Origin of the sequence: Paenibacillus sp. BJ-4, assembly GCF_020404765.1 — a bacterium.
Taxonomy (GTDB): domain Bacteria; phylum Bacillota; class Bacilli; order Paenibacillales; family Paenibacillaceae; genus Paenibacillus.
The window spans coordinates 39,954-56,109 of record NZ_JAIVEM010000030.1; the positions used below are offsets into that span (position 1 = coordinate 39,954).

Below are 16,156 nucleotides of genomic sequence, written 5' to 3' on the forward strand. Positions count from 1 at the left end.
GATTACGAATTTATCCAAAAATAAGAACAGATTTTCATTCATTACATTGTAGTCACTATGTCTCAGTAATTCTGGTTGCTGAATGAATCTGTGGTTGCTCCAAATGGCATTGGAAACCGTAGACAAGCTTCCCGTATTCTATAATCTGCCTCGGGCAAGCTTCACTGTAAGCTATTATTTTGCAATTTTCAGTTAATCCAGGCATATCATTATGCCAGTGCCCAACAATACTGGTATCACCAAAATGGGAAAATTTATCATTCCGCTTGCCTTCATCTGTGAAGGTTATGGGGAAACAGCCTATTTCCTTTTCTGGACTATGCTCATGCTTCGCTCCCAGAGCCTCCCCGATGAGCTGTGCTCCCAAGCAAACTCCCAGTACTGCCTTTCCTGCTTTAATGCACTTATTGATCAGTGCTATTTCTGCAGCAGCATTAAAGTGAGAGCACTCTTCCATGGTTGTACTCGGATCTTGAGGGCAACCTAGAACAATTAATAAATCGATTTCATCTGCGGATTTTGGGAGTTTTTCACCAGCATAAACTCTTGAATATCCGGCGGTATATCCTCTCATTTCAATCCAGTATACTTTTGCTGTAATTCCTGGACTTTATTCTCACCGAGCAACGTTTCGCCAAAGTCTAGGGCTTGAATAATTTTCTCTGCAGGAACGGTTTTTACGGCTAACAAGAGCCTCACTTCTTCAGGATTTCTCCCGACAGACTGACAAGCCGAATCCATTCTTTTTCTAATTTCTTTTATTCTATCTTCAATCGTTAAATTACTCATTTTATTCCTCATTTCTTCAGAGGGAAAGTTAGTCTTTCCCTATCTTATCTACTTGCCTAAGCCTGTTCAATTTCATATTTTTACTGATAATGATTGGTTTTACCTATGGAATCGCTACCACTATTGAATTTGTGTAATCCAATTCCATTAGATATTTTAAATGATTTATCTTACAATGATTCAAATAGCCTATTGTTATAGAACGTGAAGGAGGAAGACCCTTGGAACTGAAACAGTTGGAGTACTTTATGGCCGTATGCAAGGAACTGCATTTTACCCGCGCGGCCGAGAAACTCGGCATTGCCCAGCCCTCTCTAAGCCAACAAATTCGTTTACTGGAGCACGAAATTGGAACTCCTCTATTTGATCGTATAGGTAAGAAGACCGTTATAACAGAAGCAGGAAAAACGTTGCAGCATCATGGTTATAACATTTTTCATGAACTTTTGCAGGCACGTGCCGCGATAAGCGAACTACAGGGACTAGAAAGAGGTACGTTGAAAATTGGTGCTCTACTGACGGTTGTCAATTATTTGCTTCCGCCGACAGTTATTGAGTTTCACCGTAAATATCCTAATATCGAGCTGTCTGTCTTTGGCCTACGAACTGGAGATATATACAACGCGCTGCTTCAAAACGAGCTTGATTTAGGTATCGTAATGTTACCGATGGAGCATGATGGCCTGGAATCGATCCCTCTCTACAAAGAAGATCTTGCCCTTGCGTCTCCTGTCGATTATCCCGTTGCCCAGCAACCTTTTGTGACGCTTGATATTCTGAAGCGAGTTCCTTCCGTCCTATTGCCAGGTACATATTTTATGAGACAACTGATTAATGAAAAATGTCGCTCGTATGATTTCACGCCCCAACCGGTCATGGAAATGACAACGATGGAATCGATCATCAATATGGTCAGCAAAGGTGTTGGCGTCACTATTCTACCGAAGGCATATCTCGATTACATTGACAATCAGCATATTCAAACAATTCCGATTCAGAACCCAGCATTAACCACACAAATCGGTGTTGTTTACCGAAGAAACAAATATTTATGTGCGGCTAGCCGTATATTTATGGAGCAATTGATAACTACGATTAAAAATGAGCGTTTTGACTAATCTCTCTTTTAATCGTTACAAAGGTGGTGCCCCGTAAGTGCTTCTTGTTCAAATGTCGATTCATGCCTGCATCAATACAGCGGTTCTAACTTTCAATCATAGCTTTCGAGGTGTTAGGTTATTGCTCGTAAAAAGGCTGTGATGAAGTAGACCCGTAGAACTGTATCCTCCAAAGGGTTGGGGATGCCACTAGCCACTTCAACTCGCTTGATATAGTTTATCACGCCTCTTAAGCGTTTTTGTGAGCTCAAACATTCGTTTAAAAGGTCTTATGTAATAAGTAGAGCTTGACCCCACTGAATATGTGTTGTCAGGCTCTTCATTATCCAGAATATTCAGTGGCATTCCATTATATATATTTGAAATTCTTCAACACATGACCTTCTGAAAGTATAATATTCTCTAGCTCCATCAGACTTTTTATCTCATAGGTTGGTTGAATTCCAGATGTGTTTGTTTTCCCGCTAGGGTTGAACCAGCAGCTATCAATTCCGAAACTGTTCCCTCCCTGGATATCCGAAGTCAGAGAATCACCGATCATAAGAACGTTACTTTTATCCGAAATGGCCAGCTTGGTAAATGTATAATCAAAAATAGCGGCTTGTGGTTTTTGGCAACCCACTTCCTCTGAAATAATCACCTGTTCAAACACATTACGCAGTGGCGAGAGCTGAATTCGGGAGGTTTGCACCTCTTTGATTCCGTTCGTAATGATTGCCAAGCGACGGTCGGACAGCTTCTCACATATTTCAACCGCTCCATCAATCAAAAAGGCTCCTTCACCCAAATAACGTAAATAAGCAGCACTAAAGGCATCCGGATTGAAATCCAGCTCATGAACAGCAAACAATCGCTTGAATCTCTCCACTCGCAGCTCCGCCGGGCTAATATGTCCTTCCTCTGCTTCCCGCCACAGCGCACTATTGATTTCATCATAGCTGGCCTTATACTCAGTGGCCCCTTCCGGCAAGCCGAATTGGGTAAAAGTGTTCTGTAGTGCATGACGCTCTGCTTTTTTAAAATCAAATAGTGTATCATCCACATCAAACAAAATAACTTCGTATTTCATGATTACCTCCATGCCATTCCCTCATTATATTATCCTTACTATATTATTCAGTTACCGTCCCTTAGAGCTGTTCCAGCTGGAAGCATCAAAAACCGGGAGTAAACTAGAAGTGTAGTTTGATCTCCCGGTTATTATACAGAACCTGATTGAGGCGTCAAGTCACGGACAGCAGAACCAGAATATTTCCATAATTACCTGACAATACAGTCCATGCTGCAATCGACCTCCTCAATGTTTTTTTTCAGTGAAGAAGTACAGCAGAGATAACAGTGGTAAAGCGACCCCAAGAAGTGCTGTGAAACTCCAGCCGTTATAGGCATAGGCCCATCCTCCCAAAGAGGAACCAACAGCTCCGCCAATAAAGAATATGGACATGAACAGACCGTTCAGACGACCTCTTGCCTCACTTCCCAATGAATAAATGGCACGTTGTCCAAGTACAAGATTACCCGATACGGCCATATCCAGTGTAATGGCTGATATAAACAGTATCACGAGGGCAACGATCGAATGGTCTTGAAAAAGATAAATCAGCAAAAAGGAGATCGTAGCTATGACCATAGCCAATCCAGTTAAAAATGTGGTCCAGCCCTTATCCGCCAGTTTACCGGCAATTGGTGCTGCGACTGCCCCACCCACGCCAACTAAAGCAAACAATGCAATACCCTGCTGAGACATCCCGAAGTCATCCGCCAATCGTAAAGGGACTGTCGTCCAAAAAAGGCTAAAGGAGCCGAATAAACAAGCTTGATAAAAAGCACGACGACGAAGCACAGGTGTTTGTTTGAAAAGAGCTCCCAATGAGAAAATTAATTCACCGTAGTTCATTGTAGGCGTAGGCTTACGCTCCGGAAGAGTGCGCGACAACAGAATCGCCAGCAGTGTGATAACAATGGCTGATAAGGAAAATACAGCCTGCCAGCCCCAGATGCTGGTGATTAAGCTGGCTACCGGCCGGGCAAACATGATTCCGAGCAAAAGTCCGCTCATTACATTCCCTACCACACGCCCACGCTGCTCCTCAGCTGCCAAATAGGTGGCATAAGGCACCAGGATTTGGGCTACGACTGAACCCAGTCCAATAAACAGTGACGCAATCAGAAATAACGCTCCTCCAGGGGCAAATGTTGCTGCCAGCAAAGCACATACCACCACTATTAGAGACACAACTGCCAGACGCCGATTCTCAATGATATCACTAAGCGGCACAATAAACAGCAATCCTGCAACATAACCGATTTGGGTCAAGGTCACAATTAATCCAGCTACTGCAGAAGAAAGCCCCATCGCGGCACCAATAGGACCGACCAATGTTTGGGCATAATACAAATTGGCAACGATAAGGCCGCATGCTGATGCCAACAGGAACATCATCCACTTAGAAATCCCTTTACTCTCGTTGAATGAACTTTTTTGCATGACCATCATTCTCCTCTTTTTGTTTCCGAATGACGACAGAATAACATGTTTAATCTTGCCGTCATTCCAACAATTATTTACTAAACGTTAAGTTCAGTAATTCGATAAATAAATAATATACTGAACGTATCGTTTTGTAAATAGATAATTTTGATTTATTTTATTTTCGTTCGAATTTTAGTATACTGAACGTATCGTTTTTATTAGAGAGGAGGAATTTTATGCAGCGCAAAAGAGGACGGCCACGGAATGTTGAAACGCACAAGTCTATACTGTCCGCTTCCTATGATTTGTTGTTGGAAAATGGCTTTGGCGCGGTCACTGTAGAGAAAATTGCGGAACGTGCAGGAGTTAGCAAAGCGACAATTTATAAATGGTGGCCTAATAAGGCCGCTGTGGTCATGGATGGCTTCCTGGCTGCGGCTGCGGACAGGCTGCCCATACCCGATACGGGCTCGGCTTTCCAGGACATACTCATCCATGCTACCAATGTAACTCAATTTATGATCAGTCGTGAGGGGAAAATCATTGCGGAGCTGATTGGTGAAGGACAATTTGATGCAGGACTGGCTGAGGCATATCGAACTCGATATATTCATCCACGCCGCCTTGAGGCCCGGCAGCTTCTGGAACGAGGAGTTCAGAGCGGGGAATTAAAGAGGGACCTTGATATCGAATTAAGTATTGATCTCATATACGGACCGATTTTCTATCGATTGCTGGTCACCGGTGGTTTATTGGACAATGTGTATATACAAAATTTAGTGGACACTGCCTTTCAAGGAATTAGAGCGGAATGATGAAAATCAAAGGATAGCAATTCTTCATTAGCCTAAGAAATGCTATCCTCTAGTGTTTTAGTTTATTTCATAAAACGGATGGAAATTTCATACACGGGAACGAGGCTAACAGACATGATATCAGCTATGGGCTGCTCTGCCTTCTCATTCCAGCCTGCCATTGCTGTATGACTATTAACCACTGTTTTTTGCCTGGGAAAATATACACATCAGGCTTCCCGTGATCGAACCAGCAGTAACGTCCGGAGGAAACACGGATTGAGTGTGATCGTTTACTGCCATGGCCGGATTGCTCCACCACAAAAACGTTTGCGATTCTGATGAAGGGTTATACAATTGAACCTTGATCTCGATATATGCTTTGTTCGGGTGCAGTATGAGACCAGCTGCCATTTTTGTACCATACATCCGGTCAGTCTCGCTGACCCATGCTGCTGTACTCCCGTCCTCATTTTCTGCCAGTTTATAATTAACAGGCCGGAAGATGTCAGTTGAAGGGGTAAAATAAATCTTCATTCAACCATTCGGATAATGTAGGGTCAAAATGATGAGGTTCTTCAAACATCGGGTTATGACCACTATGCTCAAAAATAACTTTCTTCACGTTTTTATAGGAGTAGTCAATCGAATCCCATAATGAAACAGGCGCGACCAAATAATCATACCTTCCTAAACCTATAAAAACTGGTTTATGAATATCAGCCAAGGATTGTATCAGATTAAGCTGTCCGAATGCTTCTCCCCATAAATAATCGATTATGGGCATATTCGTATAGACATCATTCCACATGTAAGCCGCATCAATGGTATAATCATAAAAGCTTTGCGCTCCCATACGTATACACATATGAACAAATCGTCTATCAGGATCTCTCTTGATATCTTCCTCCAATAAAACAATATCCTTTTCAAAACGTGCCTTTCTTTCTGAACAGGCTGTCTCATTAAAAAACGAAAAGCTTTTGCGCTGTCTCTCTTCGCTGTTCGTAGGTGCTGAATTTAATAACACCACTTTGTGAACATGATCAGGGTATTGTTTGGCATATTCCAAGGCCATAAAAGCGTGCCCGGAATGGCCTAATATAATAAAGTGATCCAAATGAAGGCATTGTCTTGCTGTTTCTATATCATTGATGACTTTATCCAAAGTATAGTCTTCCGCTTTTAAAGCTCTGGTTGGTTTTCCAAATCCCCTATGATCTAGGAAAATGAACTGGAACTTTGAATATAAATCGTATGAAAATAAGCGTGGATAATATACACTACTTCCAATTACCAATATCGGCTTTCCACTACCTCTTATAGAATACTTTAGCTCAAATCCATCACTTAAAACTGTTTGATAATTGCTCATTTTAATAGTCCTCTTTTCTAATTAAAATATCACTCCCTTTCCTATGTTCAATTCCCTTGTATTCTCCATAGAACGTTCCAACATTCCAACTCACCTCTAAAAGTTAGGCTTTATCGAGTAAGTTTAACATATTATGCTAATGCACTAAACTGTACACTGGGCTACTGATCATCAACCTTGAATTAAAACTCCATTCTGTTAATAGTTCACGTGCTTTGTGCAATCCGTATTTTAACTTCAGCTTCATCTATATTAAGTACATAAGAGATTTGTTTGATCGATAACTTTTGAAAATAAGAAAGATGAATTACAATCCGAAAATCCTTTTCCAGCTGGTTGATCGCCTCTCGCAATTTCATCTGTTGGACATTCAAATCTTGAGTAGATTTTTCGAAGCCGTGGGGTGATTCTTTAATAGTATCTATTCCCCTCCTGCTGTGCATAATTTGATTACATTCATGAATCAGGATACGGATTACCTGTGTTTTGAAATGCTCTGTTTCCCGTAAAGTATGCATGCTTCTATAGACTTGAAGGATCGTTTTTTCAAAAGCAATCACAAAATCTTCGTCATGTTTGACAATAGCTTTTGCCAAGCCGTAAAGTTCAAGCTCCAGTCTCCGGCATAGCTGAATCAATGCCTCACGATCACCCCGCTGCGCTCTATTGAATTCCTGTTCCATGTTACACACGATGATGTCCTCTTCTTTCATCATTAATAGTTCCGTTGCGTGATATAAAAACAAAATGTACTTATGTATATTTTTTTGTACTTAAGTTTATTTATTTTAATGTTATAATAAAGCGATATAAAATTACTGTCAAATTGTTTGGTAGGAGAAAAAGATATATGACCAAAAAAGAACAAATTATTGAAGCTGCCAAGTCCTTATTCCGCGACATTGGTTATCACCATACTTCTATTCAGGATATATTAGAGAAATCGGGTGTCTCGAAAGGCACTTTTTATAATCATTTTTCTTCTAAATCCCAATTGATACTTTCTATAATTCAAGATGTCGACGCGAAAGTGGAAGAGCAACAAAACCAGTTACTGATAGAGGGAGACTCTCATAATAAAGAAATTTTATATTCACAGTTGGGACTAAAGCATTTTGTCTATCGTCGTGAAAATATCCTGGAGCTTTATAATATTTCGATGGCTGAGAATGATGAAGCGTTAAAAAAATATATGGCGACAAGCCATTATAGGGAGTTAAACTGGTTAGCCAGACGTTTAATCGAAGTTTATGGTGTTGAAATTGAAGCTAATGCTATGGATTTATCCACTCATTTTATTGGGGGAATCGGATACCAGTTCAGGTATTCCAATCAAATGAACTTGGACACGAATAGTTCAGATATACTGGCTTACAATATCGTTCGGTTAGAAAAAAATATAGAAATAACTAAGCAGCATAAGCATGTACTTTTTCCATTTAATATTGAAAATAACGATGAAGATCAAGAGGTAGTTGTAGCACATATTAGAAATCTATTGGGTCATGAAGATACGGATCGAGCTTCTGAAGAACAAGAGTTAATCGACTTTATTCTGGACGAATGTCAAAACCCTCGTATTAGATGGAGCATTTGTGAAGGAATAGCAAGGCAGCTTAAAATTCTATCTTCCTCCTCTTCTACTAAAGACCGGAATTACAATGAGCTTTTTAATATGGTTTACAAACAAACAAGAAAGAATAGGCCCTACTCATAGTTACTTAGCATGAAGATACAAAAAGAACAACGAAAGCATGCATCCGATATATTGTATCCATGCTTTCGAGTAGTTACCCATATATCTGCGACATGTTTGAAGCTTATCCAAGCCCTATGTAACGATATTCCAAGCAGCTTTATTGTGTTCCATCAAATCTACGAAAGTCGGCCTCTTTTATTGATGCTTGTTCTCCTTCATCGGCACGATATGGAGCGTTCCATCCTCGCCATACTCTGCATAGGCGATCTCGTCAATGCTGTCATACCCCTGTTCCCGAACCTTTTTCATAGTCTGCTCTTTATCAATTTGCTTGCCCCGCATTGATTCGTTCAACAGCCTTCCTTTGTCAATAACAGTAACAGAAAAAAGATCAGACTGCGTATTTACCCCTAAATCCTGGGCAGTCGGTGGCTCGTATTCAGGCTTGCGCATAACCGACAATGAACCGTTTGTCTCTAATGTCGCATACCAGACCTCACGAAGAGAAAAAATATTTTGCTGACGTAGCATAGCAAGCAGCTGAGTAAATTCTATATCATATTTCTCCAGCATTTCTTGATTGACCTTGCCCTGATCGATGAGCAGCACTGCCCGGCCCTCCGCCATATATCCAAATTTCACAAAATGAGTCGTCGCTTTCTCGAAAAGGTAGGACAGCGTACACCATAACACCAAAGCAAACAAAAGCTGCCAAATGCTTACCTTATCGTCGTATAATGTATTCCCTACAATTTCGCTTAAAACCAATGATGTCAAGAAATCGAGCGGTGTTAGCTGACTGATTGTTTTCCGGCCTGTAACAAAAGTAATTATCCACAAGCCAAAAAAGCTGATGATCAATTTGACACCAATCGTGACAAATACCTCCATAAATATGCCTCCCGGAAAGAAGTTATTTTCCTTATGGGTTATTACACCTGTCTACTTCTACATAAACAGAAGTTTATTTGGATCTCGCAGGTAAACCGTATAATCACCGGGTTTGTATTTACGCTATCGGCAATTTGGTCAGAAGAAAGATAATCAGCACGTACGTGTATAAGGGATAGCATATGAACTGCAATTGAAAATCGGCTGCTAATTTGCATTCAAACCACCTTCCGTTGTAAAGTTATATTTACAACGGATCTTTTTTGTCAACACAATTTAAAAAACATAGATTTTTCTTTCTTTTTAAAATCACAAATAAACACTTTTATTGTGATTAGCGGCTTTTTACAAGCAGCTGAATGGCTTCTTTAACCAGCTTATCCGTATCTCCTCCAGTCTCTTGCTCTTCCAATATACAACGTTGCAGATTCTCTGCCACAATTTGAGCAATCGCTTTATCTGATGCATTGCGTACAGCTGATAGCTGGCTGACTACATCCTTGCATGACTTTCCCTCATCCATTAAACGAAGTACTCCACGTACTTGACCCTCAATCCTTCTCAGGCGCGTTTTCAGTTCATCACTGTAATTGTAATCCATAAGCAATGCACTCCTTTTTTGACTTACCATATACATGTATAGGTATATTATAAACCAAAAAAATAAATAGCACACCCTAGATAAATAGATTTACCTTCCCCTGCGAAGCCTCACCCAAGTAGGCGGCAACTCCGGCATATTCCAAACCGTCAATTAGCTCTTCTTGTTGCAGTCCTAACAGATCCATTGTCATGGTACAGGCTATGAGCTTAATCCCCTGCTCTCGAGCCAGCTCTATAAGCTGTGGAAGGGATAGCGCATTGTGCCTTTTCATGACATGTTTAACCATCCATGGGCCGAGTCCAGCAAAATTCATTTTGGACAATGCAAGTTTTTGAGGGCCACGGGGCATCATCCAGCCAAAGGCTTTTTCGAGCAATCCCTTTTTCGTTTGCACGAGTTCATCTTTACGTAGCATGTTTAGACCCCAAAACGTAAAAAATATGGTTACTTCTTGGTCATATGCCGCCGCGCCATTCGCAATAATGAATGCAGCAATCGCCTTATCCAGCTCCCCACTGAATAATACAATCGTTGTTTTTTGCTGGGCATGCTCTTGATTTATCGCAACATTTCCTGCTGTTGTAATCATAAGGATTGGCTCCCCTTAGTCTCTCCTGTCCATTCGGATATGCCTAAAAGCACAGATTTGACGTTATTAGCACCTTTAGCTGCTAATAACTGGCAAGCTCTTTCACTGCGTCCCCCAGCTTGGCAAATCACTGCAATTTCTTCATCCAGATTTAGCTCGTCGAGCCTATTCTCCAATTCTCCGAGAGGGATGAGTTTTGATCCAGGGATATGTTTAAGTGCAAATTCCGCGGGTTCCCGAACATCCAGCAGTAATATGTTCTGCTTTCCGGACAATTTCGTCTGCAGCTCTTCGTGGCTTATCGTTGAAGGAAGTAGGGGTTCTATCTCCACTTCAGCAGGGTACGCTTTACGCAGATAATGATGCATTACATCTCCTTTTTGAAGCGTGCCTAAATATTGATGCCCGGTGTTCTGTGCCCAGCTCTGAAAATCGGCTAATGAACCCTTGTCAGTCGCTTGAATTTCCATAACCTGCCCTGCATTGAGCTCACGCATAGCCCGTTTTGTTTTTACAATAGGCATGGGACAAGCTAGCCCTTTGCAATCGAGAAAATAGTCTGCTTGGATGTTATTTGATGACATTGTTCATACCTCCAACTATTTTTTGAACGGGTATCGATTTGATTCTTGTATACATATACCCCTATATGTATAAAGATAACGAAGCACACTCCTATTGTCAACCTATTTAGCGGTTTATGCTCACAAGTAAAAGAAAAAAGCCGCGCAAAGGCGCGACTCTTATTTGAATAAACAAAAATTATTCGTCTATTTTCATCAGTTCCGGCAGATTCAGAGACATCGAGATGTTACAGAGCATCCCTCTGGCGAGGAAGAGCATCGTTCTTTGCGATGCCTGTTCAATACCTGCATGACGAAAAGCATCATATACGGTCGAATGAATATCACGGAATCCCTGCTGCATCACGCTTACAACCACATCCTCCCCGATGGTCTGCGCCTGCATTTGTAAAAGTATTTCATTGCGATAATCCGTCATAATTTGCGAATAAGCCGCAATCAGCTCCTGCTCTAACTGTTCAGACGGGGCTGAATGGATGACCTGTTGAAAAGATTCCAGGATGCGCGCAAAGGAAACCTTCAGAGCTTCGACAAGCAATGCTTCCTTGGTAGCAAAAAAACGGAAAATATACGGCTGGGAAATGTTGGCCCGTTCTGCTACTTTAGCTGTTGTAGCTCGATAGTAGCCCATCTCCGCAAACACTTCAATAGCAGCGGATATGATTTCGTTTGGGCGATTTATTGATATTGATGTAGCTTTAGCCATGACTTGTTCATCCTTTATTTATCACGAATTTTCAATAAGTGATTAATCAATTACTAATATAAGTATAAACAGCATGTCATAAAAATGCAACGCCATTGTAAAAAGTCGCTTCCGTCATTGTGACGAAAACGACTTTCTTGTAGACACTATTTACGAATGTAAGCTCCCAATTGTTGTTTAGAAAAAGAGTAAGGGGAGTCCTCTCTCTTCAACCACATATTCCCTTTAACGATGAAAATATATACAGCAAGAACAAAGTAGATTGTTCCCAATATCCAGTCCGTTCCAGATGACATGTCGCGCTTCATAACATCATGAATATACCAAATCCCGACGGGAACGTGGATGAATAGCGCTGTAACCAAGCCAGGATTATATAAGGTTTTTGCTTTGATATTAACAACAATGCCGTGCCAGACGACCTGGAAGAATCCCATAAAAACGGGAGCGAGTCCAAGCCAGATTACTTCTGGAAAACATACGGGGAGCAAATAAAATATATAGGCGATCGCTACATTAATGATCATGGCTGAATGGGTATTTAAGGGATAATGATCCGGTGCTTCACTTTTAAACATCGTACTATTAAATAAACCGGGAAAATATCCAGGCCAGCGGTACTCCTCAAATTGATGGAACAGTATAGCTACAAAGCTTAGCCAGAGTATCCCCGTGATATCAAAAAAGATAGCTCTGTTCATAAGTAGCCCAATGCATATAACCAAACCAATAATTGCGCCTGCATCTTGCCAATATTTTCTCAAAAAATTCATAATGGTCACTCCTATGATTGATTTATTTTTGATCAAAATATCTTTCAAAAAACAGGTTTAATTGTTCCTCAATTGACGGTACTTTCGCAACAGCTCCGGATTCAAGTATCGGGCTCATTAGCGCAGGTAGAAAAATTGCTCCGAATAATTGCAGCATCATCGCCAGTAACCGTTCTGGCTGTTCCTCACCTGTCAGCTCCTTAATCGTACCCTGAACCTTCGGAAACCCCATTATACTTAAAAACCTTCCGTATTCCTGCTGAGATGTAAAGGGCGTACTACCCATGGCAATAATCCGCGAGAGAAGCTCCGGATATTGGCGAATGACCTGTAAATAATCAAACAAAAATTGTTTCAGTCTATCCTGAGGCGGTATTGCTGTATTATCCAAGATAGAAAACGTGTGTTGAAAGCCATTTAAAATGACTTCAATAGCTTCACTCAGCAGATTTTCTTTTGAACCAAAATAATAATTAACTAGAGAAATATTAGTGGCCGATAGGTCAGCAATTTTTCTGATAGTAACCGCTTCAAAACCTTCTTTTTTAATGAATTCCAACGCAGCTTCTAATATCTTTTCTTTGGTTTGTTGTTTTTTGTCTGCCTGATTCATGCATGCTTCTCCTCCTCTTATTTAGTCCACTCAGTGCCAATCAAAGGTACTGAATTCCTTAATCAAACATCAATTTAAACAACGTTTAAAACATTGTTTAAATTGAGTTTAGCACTTTAGACTTCACAATACAAGGGACAATTTTACATTTGGGATACAGAAAAACCCGCAAAACGAATAGGATCGTTTGCGGGTTGCTTGAATTGAGATTGAGAAAAAGACTAAATGGCCCAATTTCCTTTGCGAAACACAGCTTCTTTGCTTCCGTCTTGCAACTCGCCGTCAATATCCAGCTCGGCTGAACCGATCATAAAATCAACATGAGTCAGGCTGACATTAGCACCGTTCTTCAACAATTCCTCCCGACTCATTTGTGTTCCTTTTTCCATATTAAAAGGATACGCACTGCCCAGAGCCACATGACAGGAGGAATTTTCGTCAATTCCCGTATTGTAAAAAATACGATTGAGATTTGAAATTGGTGAATCGTGCGGAACCAATGCAACTTCACCCAAATAGCTGGCCCCTTCATCCGTAGCGAGCAAATGAGTCAGATGCTGCTCGCCGGATTCCGCTGTATACTCGGTGACTTTGCCGTCCTTAAAGGTAAAAGTAATGCGATCCACTAGCTGCCCGTTCAAATTTAACGGCATGGTGCTGGTAACATAACCATTCACACCTGTGCGCTTAGGCATCGTGAACACTTCTTCTGTCGGCATATTGGCCACAAAATAATCCCCACGTTCGTTTTCACCACCACCACTGCGCCAGATATGCCCGTCAGCTAGTTCAATTTTTAAATCTGTTCCGGGTGCACGGTAATGCAAGCTTTTATATTTTTTATGATTCAGCTTGTTTTGCAGCTGTTCAAGATTCTTCAAATGCTCCTGCCAATTTTGAACAGGATCTGAGCCGTCTACACGGTTCATTTGGAAAATCGTATCCCACATGACACGAATGCGATCCTCTGCTACCACATCGGCAAATACTTTATCGGCCCAAGCCTTCGTTGGCGCTTTAATCAGACACCAGCTAATTTTATGATTCCGGGTATATTGGGAAAAGCCTTCTCTCGCCGTGACTGCCGCCTTCGTCGCACGTGAAACCTTTTGTGGATCAATGTCTTGATACAGATCGGGATTCGGTACCTTGATGGTTAGCGTGGCTCCACCCTCTTCCGCGAGTTTTTCCATCATTTCCGCCTTCCATGCCGGGTAATAATCAAAGCAAGCTTCGTCACCCTGTTCAAAGCGACTGCGTGTAATTTGATCGTCCTCAAACTCTACCTGTACGTATTTGGCCCCTGCTTCATAAGCTTTACTGACAATCAAGCGCGTAAAATCAATGGTTTCCAGCGGTGCTGTAACCAAAAATACCTGTCCGGGCTGAATGTTGACCCCTACTCTCACGACAAGCTCTGCATATTGCTCCAGCAATGTTTCGAATGTACTCATGTTCCCACGCTCCTGTTCCATTTTCATCATATTTAATTTTATAATTACAGTACAGATTGCTTTTCCAATTCACGCAGCACCACTCTTCGAATTTTGCCCGAGCTGGTTTTGGGAAGTTCCTGAATAAACTCTATTTTTCGTGGATACTTATAGGGTGCAGTCCATACTTTAACATGCTGCTGCAGTTCCTTCACCAGTTCCGGTGATCCTTCTACTCCGGCTTTAAGTACAATGAATGCCTTTACGATATGTCCACGCATTGGGTCAGGACTTGCTACGACAGCACATTCCTGTACGGAGTCATGCTTCATAAGCGCTTCCTCTACTTCAAAAGGGCCAATGGTATAACCAGAGCTAATAATGATATCATCACCGCGTCCTTCAAACCAGAAGTATCCATCCTCGTCTTTGCGAGCCCGATCTCCTGTCACAAAATAGTCACCTCGGAGACTGGTTGCTTTGCGTTCCGGATCAAGATAATACGTATGAAATAATGCCGGTAGATCAGCACGCACTGCAATATCACCGACTTGACCTGGCGCCAGTGGAATGCCATCCTCGTCTATGACCTCAACAAGTCCTGGCGCAATGGATTTACCCATCGAGCCTGTACGCAGAGGTTCGTCCTTCAAGTTACCAATAATTAATGTGCTTTCCGTCTGTCCGTAACCGTCACGAATCGTAATGTTGAACTGCTCCTGAAACTTGTTAATGACCTCCTGATTAAGAGGTTCTCCCGCAGAAACAGCGCTGCGCAATTGAGACAGATCGTACTTATCCAAACCATCCGTCTTCGCCATAATCCGATACTCCGTAGGCGTGCAGCATAATACCTGAATCCCATACTCCTGCAGGAAGTGCAAATAACGACCTGGACGAAACGGACCATTATATACGAATCCGGTCGCTCCATTCCCCAGTACGGATAAAAAAGGACTCCAAATCCATTTTTGCCACCCCGGTGCTGCTGTAGCCCATACTACATCCGAAGCTTGGATATCCAGCCATGGGGATGTTATACGCAGATGAGCATACCCCCAGCCATGGCTATGTACAACACCTTTAGGATTCCCTGTAGTACCTGAGGTATAGGCCAGAATCGCCATATCGTCCCGATGTGTCTTCACAGCTTCAAAAGTATCGTGCTGTCCGTCCATCAGTTCATCCAGCGCAAGCCAGCCGGGTGCAGGTGCCGGGTTGTCACCGGAAACCATGATCCGATAATCCAGGGCAGGCAAATCATCATTTATTTTGTCCACTTCACCAGTTACTCCGGTCCATGCAACAATTCCGCGTGCTTGTGAATGGCGAAGACGATACGCAATATCCTTAGCCCGCAGCATTTCCGAAGAAGGAATAACGGCGAGTCCCAACTTCAAGCACGCCAGGTAAATCACATATGCAATAATACGCCGTGGTACTACGACCAAAACTCTGTCTCCTTTATTAAATCCCAGACTCGTGAGTCCACCAGCCAGTCGATTAGCCTTTTTTAACAACTCTCCGTAGGTGATCTCCTCGTATTCTCCTGTTTCGCTCAACCACTTGAGTGCTGTTTTACCAGCATTATGGTGTTCCATTTCCGAAGTTATATTGTAATATTCAGGCGCAAGCCACTGCTGCTGATCTGCCAAATTATATCTTCCCCTTTGTACATAAGATGAGAGCCGTGATCTTATTGTAGTATACCACGT

18 protein-coding genes and 2 pseudogenes are annotated in these 16,156 nt (G+C 41.9%); 3 read left to right on the forward strand and 17 right to left on the reverse strand.

The window, feature by feature from the left end; all coding sequences use genetic code 11:
• Positions 1-55 precede the first annotated feature (55 nt).
• Positions 56-574: a glutamine amidotransferase-related protein gene (locus LCF57_RS07050; RefSeq protein ID WP_226000073.1), complete on the reverse strand. Its 519-nt coding sequence runs from the start codon at positions 572-574 to the stop codon at positions 56-58.
• Positions 571-789 carry a hypothetical protein gene (locus tag LCF57_RS07055; protein ID WP_226000074.1) on the reverse strand — a complete coding sequence of 73 codons (219 nt, stop codon included), beginning with the start codon at positions 787-789 and terminating at the stop codon, positions 571-573. The genes LCF57_RS07050 and LCF57_RS07055 overlap by 4 nt, the downstream gene beginning before the upstream one ends.
• Positions 790-1,010: 221 nt before the next feature.
• Here LCF57_RS07055 and LCF57_RS07060 point away from each other — a divergent pair, with 221 nt between their 5' ends.
• Complete coding sequence (locus tag LCF57_RS07060; RefSeq protein ID WP_226000075.1) at positions 1,011-1,907, forward strand: LysR family transcriptional regulator; 897 nt, start codon at positions 1,011-1,013, stop codon at positions 1,905-1,907.
• A 349-nt stretch (positions 1,908-2,256) separates the two neighbouring features.
• On the opposite strand, the gene LCF57_RS07065 is transcribed toward LCF57_RS07060, so the two are convergent.
• Both LCF57_RS07065 and LCF57_RS07070 read right to left on the reverse strand, forming a co-directional pair.
• On the reverse strand, positions 2,257-2,976 hold the full coding sequence (locus LCF57_RS07065; RefSeq protein WP_226000076.1) for a YjjG family noncanonical pyrimidine nucleotidase: 720 nt from the start codon (positions 2,974-2,976) through the stop codon (positions 2,257-2,259).
• Between the two features lie 228 nt (positions 2,977-3,204).
• Complete coding sequence (locus LCF57_RS07070) at positions 3,205-4,395, reverse strand: MFS transporter (RefSeq protein ID WP_226000077.1); 1,191 nt, start codon at positions 4,393-4,395, stop codon at positions 3,205-3,207.
• A gap of 221 nt (positions 4,396-4,616) precedes the next feature.
• Between LCF57_RS07070 and LCF57_RS07075 the strand changes: the two genes are divergently transcribed.
• On the forward strand, positions 4,617-5,195 hold the full coding sequence (locus LCF57_RS07075; protein ID WP_226000078.1) for a TetR/AcrR family transcriptional regulator: 579 nt from the start codon (positions 4,617-4,619) through the stop codon (positions 5,193-5,195).
• 193 nt (positions 5,196-5,388) lie between these two features.
• On the opposite strand, the pseudogene LCF57_RS07080 reads toward LCF57_RS07075, so the two are convergent.
• From LCF57_RS07080 to LCF57_RS07090, 3 genes and pseudogenes are all read right to left on the reverse strand, one after another.
• Positions 5,389-5,678 (reverse strand): annotated as a pseudogene (locus tag LCF57_RS07080) (DUF5107 domain-containing protein); the annotation flags it as partial.
• A gap of 4 nt (positions 5,679-5,682) precedes the next feature.
• Positions 5,683-6,549, reverse strand: coding sequence for an alpha/beta fold hydrolase (locus LCF57_RS07085; RefSeq protein ID WP_226000079.1), 867 nt, complete (start codon positions 6,547-6,549; stop codon positions 5,683-5,685).
• 206 nt (positions 6,550-6,755) lie between these two features.
• Positions 6,756-7,232 (reverse strand): RNA polymerase sigma factor, encoded by a 477-nt coding sequence (locus LCF57_RS07090; RefSeq protein WP_226000080.1) that lies wholly within the window; start codon positions 7,230-7,232, stop codon positions 6,756-6,758.
• A gap of 167 nt (positions 7,233-7,399) precedes the next feature.
• On the opposite strand from LCF57_RS07090, the gene LCF57_RS07095 reads away from it, so the two are divergent.
• Complete coding sequence (locus LCF57_RS07095) at positions 7,400-8,266, forward strand: TetR/AcrR family transcriptional regulator (protein WP_226000081.1); 867 nt, start codon at positions 7,400-7,402, stop codon at positions 8,264-8,266.
• 177 nt (positions 8,267-8,443) lie between these two features.
• Here the strand turns inward: LCF57_RS07095 and LCF57_RS07100 are convergent, their stop codons facing one another.
• The 10 genes and pseudogenes from LCF57_RS07100 to LCF57_RS07145 all read right to left on the reverse strand — a co-directional run bounded on the left by LCF57_RS07100 (position 8,444) and on the right by LCF57_RS07145 (position 16,096).
• Complete coding sequence (locus tag LCF57_RS07100; RefSeq protein ID WP_226000082.1) at positions 8,444-9,139, reverse strand: DUF421 domain-containing protein; 696 nt, start codon at positions 9,137-9,139, stop codon at positions 8,444-8,446.
• Between the two features lie 95 nt (positions 9,140-9,234).
• A pseudogene (locus LCF57_RS07105) lies at positions 9,235-9,357 on the reverse strand (transcriptional regulator); the annotation flags it as partial.
• Between the two features lie 116 nt (positions 9,358-9,473).
• Positions 9,474-9,740: a metal-sensitive transcriptional regulator gene (locus LCF57_RS07110; RefSeq protein ID WP_226000083.1), complete on the reverse strand. Its 267-nt coding sequence runs from the start codon at positions 9,738-9,740 to the stop codon at positions 9,474-9,476.
• Between the two features lie 76 nt (positions 9,741-9,816).
• Positions 9,817-10,332, reverse strand: coding sequence for a DsrE/DsrF/DrsH-like family protein (locus tag LCF57_RS07115; protein WP_226000084.1), 516 nt, complete (start codon positions 10,330-10,332; stop codon positions 9,817-9,819).
• On the reverse strand, positions 10,329-10,916 hold the full coding sequence (locus LCF57_RS07120) for a sulfurtransferase TusA family protein (RefSeq protein ID WP_226000085.1): 588 nt from the start codon (positions 10,914-10,916) through the stop codon (positions 10,329-10,331). Before LCF57_RS07120 ends, LCF57_RS07115 begins: the two co-directional genes overlap by 4 nt.
• A 178-nt stretch (positions 10,917-11,094) precedes the next feature.
• The gene (locus LCF57_RS07125) at positions 11,095-11,622 is read right to left on the reverse strand and encodes a TetR/AcrR family transcriptional regulator (RefSeq protein ID WP_226000086.1); all 528 of its coding nucleotides are present in this window, start codon (positions 11,620-11,622) and stop codon (positions 11,095-11,097) included.
• Between the two features lie 146 nt (positions 11,623-11,768).
• Positions 11,769-12,395, reverse strand: coding sequence for an HXXEE domain-containing protein (locus LCF57_RS07130; protein ID WP_226000087.1), 627 nt, complete (start codon positions 12,393-12,395; stop codon positions 11,769-11,771).
• 22 nt (positions 12,396-12,417) lie between these two features.
• Positions 12,418-13,008 (reverse strand): TetR/AcrR family transcriptional regulator, encoded by a 591-nt coding sequence (locus tag LCF57_RS07135; protein ID WP_226000088.1) that lies wholly within the window; start codon positions 13,006-13,008, stop codon positions 12,418-12,420.
• A 221-nt stretch (positions 13,009-13,229) separates the two neighbouring features.
• Positions 13,230-14,462, reverse strand: coding sequence for an aminopeptidase (locus LCF57_RS07140; protein ID WP_226000089.1), 1,233 nt, complete (start codon positions 14,460-14,462; stop codon positions 13,230-13,232).
• A 44-nt stretch (positions 14,463-14,506) separates the two neighbouring features.
• Positions 14,507-16,096, reverse strand: a complete 1,590-nt coding sequence (locus LCF57_RS07145) for an acyl-CoA synthetase (protein WP_226000090.1) — start codon at positions 16,094-16,096, stop codon at positions 14,507-14,509.
• Positions 16,097-16,156 lie beyond the last annotated feature (60 nt).